Source organism: Sediminimonas qiaohouensis DSM 21189, assembly GCF_000423645.1.
In the GTDB taxonomy this organism is placed as follows: domain Bacteria; phylum Pseudomonadota; class Alphaproteobacteria; order Rhodobacterales; family Rhodobacteraceae; genus Sediminimonas; species Sediminimonas qiaohouensis.
The window spans coordinates 123,913-130,296 of sequence record NZ_AUIJ01000010.1; the positions used below are offsets into that span (position 1 = coordinate 123,913).

Below are 6,384 nucleotides of genomic sequence, written 5' to 3' on the forward strand. Positions count from 1 at the left end.
GTTGATAAGACTTTTGCCGTCCCTATATCTTGTGCGGACGGCCCCGACAAGTAGCCGATATATCGTGCTGCAACCGCAGCAATTCATGCATCCAGCGCATAACAGCCATGCGCCTTTGGGCTATCCGAATCGGGTTCAATCCGTCATAAGGAACGCCACGCCGGAAAATACAAGACCAATAAAAGGACGAAACATGCGAGATTTCGTTGATGGCTCTGCCTTCAATAACGAGCAAGGCAACCGTGCCCGCAAACTGTTCGCAGCTGTTGTACTGGCTGCACTCGACGACGCTATTGCGGATGATAAAAAATATGGCAACGGCCCGGATCAAATCGCCCGGTGGGCCCGGTCCCGCGACGGGCGCGAGGTGCTGTCCTGCGCCGGCATCGACCCGAACGAGCGCGTCGTGTCCGGCCTGATGGACTTTGTTGGCAAGGGTGTGCGAACCTCCGTCGCGCTGTCGCGCGAGGAAAGCGAGCGCCGCCACGCCGCCGAACAGGCCGAAGCCGCCTGACCCGCGTCCGCGGCGATAATCGACTGAAAACGCGCCTCGACCGGGCGCGTTTTTTGTTGCCTGCGCAAACTGTTCTTCGGGGGCGGCCATGACGCGCGCCATCATGATCCAGGGGGCCGGCTCCAACGTCGGCAAGTCGATGATCGTAGCCGGCTGCCTGCGCGCGTTAAGAAACCGTGGCCTCAGCGTGCGACCGTTAAAGCCGCAAAACATGTCCAACAACGCCGCCGTCACCCCTGAAGGCGGTGAAATAGGCCGCGCCCAATTCGTTCAGGCGCGTGCAGCGGGCGTGCCTGCGCATACCGATATGAACCCTGTTTTGCTCAAGCCGGAATCGGAAACTGGCGCCCAAATCATATTGCAGGGTAAGCGGTTAGACCGTCAGGATGCGCGCGCCTATGCGGCCAGTCGTGATCGTCTGTTGGTGCCAGTTATGGAAAGCTTCCGGCGCGTTTGCACCGGCGCCGACGTCGTCATCGTCGAAGGCGCCGGCAGCCCCGCCGAGATCAACCTGCGCGACCGCGACATCGCCAACATGGGCTTCGCCGAGGCCGCGAACATCCCCGTTTTGCTACTGGGCGACATCGACCGCGGCGGTGTCATCGCGCAGATTGTGGGCACGCAAGCAGTGCTTTCGCCCTCCGACGCCGCGCACATAAAAGGGTTTGCAATCAATAAGTTCCGCGGCGACCTCAGCCTGTTTGACGATGGCGTCACGGCAATCGAGGACCGCACCGGCTGGCCCGGCCTGGGGGTAATCCCGTGGTTCGACAATGCCTGGCGCCTGCCCGCCGAGGACATGCTCGACCTCACCTCGCGCCCCGGCGGCCCGGTCAAGGTGGCCGTCCCCCACCTCCCCCGCATGGCCAATTTCGACGACCTCGATCCCCTCTCCGCCGAGCCTGATATCACCCTTGAAATCATCCCCCCCGGCCGCCCCCTCCCCGGCGATGCGCAGCTTGTCCTGATCCCCGGATCGAAGTCCACCATCGCGGATTTGGAGTTCTTCCGCGCGCAGGGTTGGCACATCGATCTTGAGGCGCATGTCAGGCGCGGCGGTCACGTTCTGGGCCTTTGCGGCGGCTACCAGATGCTTGGCAACGAGATCGCCGATCCAGAGGGCGTGGAAGGCACAAAGCGGCACGTCACCGGATTGGGCCTGCTGAATGTCGCGACCGTCATGCAGCCGAAAAAACACCTGTCGCAGACGCGCGCCACGTACATCCCGACCGGCGCCAAAGTGAACGGGTACGAGATCCACCTTGGCCAAACCGATGGCCCCGATTGCGGCCGCCCGTGGCTGGATGTCGATGGCACGCCACACGGCGCGACATCGGTTAACGGGCGCGTGCGCGGGTGCTATTTGCACGGGCTGTTCACGTCAGACGGGCTGCGAAAGGCGTACCTATCGGACCTCGGGGGCAGCTCTGCAATCGCCTATGAAACGGAACTGGACGAGGTTCTGGACGAGCTTGCAGCCCATATCGAGAAGCACATGGATATCAACAAGTTAATTGATATCTCGGGCGAGGTTTAAGCGACCGCCGATTACTCCAGGTCGTGACTGGCCAAGGCTCGGTGGATTTCTCTTCGAACCAGCTTGCGCACGTTGCGTGTGATGCGCTCTCCTAGGCTTCCCTGCAATTCCTGGCGCACGATATCCGCGATCACCTCGCGCAGCGCTTCCTCGTCCAGGATCGCGTCGCCGCCCAATAGCTCGTTCATCTCGGCTGTGGCGGCTCTCTCTTCGATGTCTACTGTCCCCGCACGTGAGGCCGTGCTTTCGGCATCTTCGGCATCAGATGCCTCCTCGTAGTCGCTCGGCTCATCGCGCAACATATCCTCTTGCTCGGCCGGCCAATCGTGCTCTGACCACTCGGCGTCCTCCTCGGCCTGTTGCTCTGCCTGCGGGGAGTCTTCCGCGGTGTACTCGTCAACGGAATGATCATCGCCATCTTCGAAGTGGTCTTCCCATGGCAGCGCCTCGACCGGACCGCCGGCGTAATCGTCATCCGAGGGACCGTCCGGCTCCCACTGATCGGCGGTCGACGCAACCGATTCCTCAAGCGCGGCGATACGCGCACGCAGGCCCTCTGCCTCTCCATCATCCTGGGCATCGGATTCGGGGGGCTGTACATCGTCGTCGCTAACGTTTTCTTCCTGCGGCTCTGTCTCGGCCCCTGTCTGCACATCGGCGACATCGGCCTCCTGTGCAGTCGGATCATCATCCGATTCATCTGCATCCCCGGGGGCATGCACACGCAGCGATGGCGTCAGCACAAGACGATTATCGTCCTGCTTATCTTCTGTCTCGTCGGACCTGTCTTCATCCGAAACCAAGCGCCGGATGGACGACAGTATATCCTCGATTTCCACGTTTGTTACGGGATCGGACATGCAGCACCACTACTCTAACCTCGGCAACAGTTTAGCCGCGGCACAGGAAACGCACAACTGATTGCGAGACTTTTACTGTTTTCCCAGTGCGCGCAAGACACGGTCAAGCTTCTGACCTTGCTTGCTCATCCGGGTCGGAGCGGTTTTGACCATGTTGTAGTACGCCGCTGGATCGTACTGCTTGACGTTCAGATTAAGGTGCTCCGCCGTCAGCAGCCCCATAGATGCCAGCAGGCTGTAGGATGCGACTGTTTCGTTTGACGTCGCCGTAATCAGGCCTGCCTTGGCGTCGAGCAATTCCTGCTCGGCATTGAGAACATCCAGAGTGGTGCGTGCGCCCAGGGTCGCCTCTTCGCGAACACCGCGAAACGCGACCTGTGCGGCACGGATCTGACGCTGGCTGGCGTCACGTGCGGCGCGTGCCACCTGTATCTGCGCAAAGGCATTCCCAACGTTCTGGGCGATATTCGCGCGCACCTCGTGCAGGTTGGCGCGCTCTGCATCCCGGCGGGCGATGGCCTGGCGCTGCAAGGCGCTGATTTTGCCGCCTTGGTAGATCGGGCCGGACATTTCGATGCCCACGCTCGCGGATTCGGAAAAGTTGTTGTTGCCAACCGTATCCTGCAACCCGATGCGAGAGGTCAGGCTGATTTTCGGGGCCTCTTGCGCCTTGGCGATCCCCGCATTGATATCCGCAGCGGCGACCGCATGCTTGACACGTAGCATTTCAGGATGGTTGCGCATCGCGATGGCTTTTGCATCCTGCAACGAGCGGGCACTGCTGGGCGTGGGCGCGGGCGGCGCCAGGCGGTTGGGGCGATGCCCCACCGCGAACGCGTAGAATTCGCGTGCAACCGCCAGGTCCCCTTCGGCCTGAACCAACGCGCTCCGACTCGCGGCAAGGCGCGCTTCGGACTGAGCCACGTCGGTGCGCGTGACTTCTCCCACCTCGAACCGATCCTTTGCAGCGCGCAACTCTTCGGTCAGAACCCGAACGTTGTTGCGACGCAGGGCAACGATCTCGGTCGCGCTACGAACGTCCATGTAGGCCTGAACCACCTGCAGGAAAATGTTCTGCTCAACCCCGAGCAATGCCTGGCGCGTGGCCAGCACAGCCTCCTTGGCGGCATCCACCCCCATCCGCGTGCGGCCCGCGTCATACAAAACCAGATCCAGCGAAAGGCCAACCGACGCGGTGGTCGCGCTTGTCGAATCGATCAACCCGCCAGTCGTCGTGTTGCTGCGGAATCTTTGCGCGGTTCGCGTCGCATTCGCGGTCCAGTTGACGATCGGCCGCAACCCGGAAATGGCAACGGCTACGTCTTCATCGGCGGCCCGCAACAGGGCGCGGTTTTGCTGCAAGAGGCCGCGATGGTCATATGCTGACGCCATCGCGTCGGCCAGCGTCTCGGCCGCCGCCGATGCGGGAATGCCAACCGCCACGATCAAAGCCGTCAGGCCAATACGGGCCGAATGCCGAATATTCTCGAGTCCCATTACCAATCTAGCCTCACTATCCAATCGTTCCTCGACACGGCCATATGCTATAGTGCAAAGGCCACCTTTCGCTCGAACCCCGGCAAGACAGGCGCCGTGGCATTGAAATCATCCCACCAATCGACATGGCCATGGGTCATGTAGCCGACCCTAACCACCCCGAGCGCACCTTCCATGAAAAGGCACACGATACGTCCGCCATCCTTGAGTTGCTCCAGGATGGCACCGGGCACCTCTTCCGCGCCACCCTCGATCATGATCGCATCATAGGGTCCGTGTTGCGCGGCCCCTTCGGCAAGCTCACCCTGGTGCACGATCACATTGTCGATATCGAGCGAACCGAGCGACGTCTGCGCCTCTTGCGCCATGTCCGCATCAACCTCAAGCGCGACAACAGCCTGCGCAATGCGCGCGATCACGGCCGATGAATACCCAAAGGCGCTGCCAACATCGAGAACAAGCTCATCGTTCTGCACATCCAGCGCATCAAGCATTTTCGCCAGCGTCCGCGGCTCCAGCACCACGCGCCCCGCGCCCAAATCCAGGTTTTCACCGATATAAGCCGCCTCGCGGAGCGCATCAGGCACGAACTCCTCCCGCGGGACGGACAGCATCGCATCGATAATCGGGAACTTGGTCACATCCGCCGGACGGACCTGTGTATCGACCATGGTTGTGCGGCGCGCGGCGAAGTCTGTCATTCGTTGAACTCGATTTTGAAACTCTGGTCGTAATCGTTTTGGCATATTCCCAAACCAGCGGCAACGGTCTTACTGGCAATTGAGACATCTTGGCCTTGCAGGCTGCACCCATATCCGCTAATCCGCGATCACCACAAGGCGGCGAGTTGGCGGAGTGGTTACGCAGCGGATTGCAAATCCGTGTACACCGGTTCGATTCCGGTACTCGCCTCCATTTAAAGTCAAGTAGTTACGGCTAGAGCCATCGGCACTAGCCACTCCCTAACCACTCGAATTTGGCGAGAATTTCCTACCCCAACCGAAGGTGCTCATATGGCTTTGGCGGAAACTCTCAACACCACTGGCCTAGTCGTGAACATCTTGGGCGTGGTGCTGGTCTTCTTCTATGCCTTCCCTCAGCCAAAGTTCGAAGCAGGAGGACTAGCGGTTGAGGACAACACGCCTATACACGACGGGCGGACCGCCAAGGAGCACCGGGAGGAAGCTACCGCAAAACAAGCGACCTACCGGTGTAGGTCGCAAGTTGGGCTGGCGCTGCTTGGGTTGGGGTTCGTGCTCCAGCTGGTTGGGACGTGGGTGTAGGCGTCACAGCCCTTGCGCCAGAGATGACTTCGAGTATCGTGGGAAGGCCCGCAAGGGTCAGTCTTCGGACTGTATAGTGGTAGCTCAGCTGGATAGAGCGCTTGACTGCTAATCGAGGGGTCGCGGGTTAGAGTCCCGCCCACTCTCGGTGGCATGCCGGCTCGGCTAGGACAGATTGCTAGGCTCAGTATTCATAACCAGAACATGACGACGGCAGCCAACGCGCATGCCGACAGGAAGACCGTGCCCCAACTTACGCAGAACAGTGTCCGTTTCATCGGGCGAAACCTGCGCATAATGCTCGATCACATTTGCCGCATATCGGATGGACCACCCCATATGGTTGGCAATCTGCGCAAGGCTCAACCCCGCGTTGAGCAGCCTCGTGGCGGCGGTGCCGAGATATAGCTGAAAGTTGGTGATGGCCCCTGAGGGGCGGCATATCATGGCGGTGTTCACGCGCCGTCTGGACCTGTCGCGGTTTGGTGCCGCTCCTTTGATAGCATAATGTGCAGCAAAGGAGACGAACTATGGGCACAGGAAGAACGGATGAATTTCGCAAAGACGCGGTGCGAATTGCACTGACCAGCGGGCTAACACGGCGTCAGGTTGCCGACGATCTTGGTGTTGGGCTTTCGACGCTGAACAAATGGGTGACGGCTCACCGCGACACGGATGTGGTATCAGTCGAAG

Annotated in this window: 6 protein-coding genes and 2 tRNA genes; 5 read left to right on the top strand and 3 right to left on the bottom strand. The window is 60.5% G+C overall.

Translation table 11 applies throughout. The annotated features are described in order from the left end of the window. Positions 1–193 precede the first annotated feature (193 nt). Together G568_RS0110440 and G568_RS0110445 are read left to right on the top strand one after the other, a co-directional pair. Positions 194–514: a DUF6280 family protein gene (locus G568_RS0110440; protein WP_026757984.1), complete on the top strand. Its 321-nt coding sequence runs from the start codon at positions 194–196 to the stop codon at positions 512–514. An 88-nt stretch (positions 515–602) separates the two neighbouring features. Next, the gene (locus G568_RS0110445; RefSeq protein ID WP_026757985.1) at positions 603–2,051 is read left to right on the top strand and encodes a cobyric acid synthase; all 1,449 of its coding nucleotides are present in this window, start codon (positions 603–605) and stop codon (positions 2,049–2,051) included. A gap of 11 nt (positions 2,052–2,062) precedes the next feature. Here G568_RS0110445 and G568_RS0110450 read toward each other — a convergent pair whose 3' ends face one another. The 3 genes from G568_RS0110450 to G568_RS0110460 form a co-directional block, all read right to left on the bottom strand. After that, a complete protein-coding gene (locus tag G568_RS0110450) occupies positions 2,063–2,911 on the bottom strand; it encodes a hypothetical protein (protein ID WP_026757986.1) in 849 nt (282 codons plus the stop codon). A gap of 72 nt (positions 2,912–2,983) precedes the next feature. Continuing rightward, positions 2,984–4,408: a TolC family outer membrane protein gene (locus tag G568_RS0110455; protein WP_037374006.1), complete on the bottom strand. Its 1,425-nt coding sequence runs from the start codon at positions 4,406–4,408 to the stop codon at positions 2,984–2,986. A gap of 47 nt (positions 4,409–4,455) precedes the next feature. Then, on the bottom strand, positions 4,456–5,109 hold the full coding sequence (locus G568_RS0110460; RefSeq protein WP_026757988.1) for a protein-L-isoaspartate O-methyltransferase family protein: 654 nt from the start codon (positions 5,107–5,109) through the stop codon (positions 4,456–4,458). A 140-nt stretch (positions 5,110–5,249) separates the two neighbouring features. On the opposite strand from G568_RS0110460, the gene G568_RS0110465 reads away from it, so the two are divergent. From G568_RS0110465 to G568_RS19945, 3 genes are all read left to right on the top strand, one after another. Next, positions 5,250–5,323, top strand: a tRNA-Cys gene (locus G568_RS0110465). A 441-nt stretch (positions 5,324–5,764) separates the two neighbouring features. Further along, positions 5,765–5,838: transfer RNA gene (locus tag G568_RS0110475), tRNA-Ser, on the top strand. 383 nt (positions 5,839–6,221) lie between these two features. Further along, positions 6,222–6,384, top strand: a 163-nt coding sequence (locus G568_RS19945; protein WP_026757991.1) for a transposase, incomplete at its 3' end; no start/stop codon positions are given.

Excerpts from the sequence above, each read along its gene's own strand:
- G568_RS0110440 (WP_026757984.1), top strand. The coding sequence starts at position 194 with ATGCGAGATTTCGTTGATGGCTCTGCCTTCAATAACGAGCAAGGCAAC.
- G568_RS0110445 (WP_026757985.1), top strand. The coding sequence starts at position 603 with ATGACGCGCGCCATCATGATCCAGGGGGCCGGCTCCAACGTCGGCAAG.
- G568_RS0110450 (WP_026757986.1), bottom strand. The coding sequence starts at position 2,911 with ATGTCCGATCCCGTAACAAACGTGGAAATCGAGGATATACTGTCGTCC.
- G568_RS0110455 (WP_037374006.1), bottom strand. The coding sequence starts at position 4,408 with ATGGGACTCGAGAATATTCGGCATTCGGCCCGTATTGGCCTGACGGCT.
- G568_RS0110460 (WP_026757988.1), bottom strand. The coding sequence starts at position 5,109 with ATGACAGACTTCGCCGCGCGCCGCACAACCATGGTCGATACACAGGTC.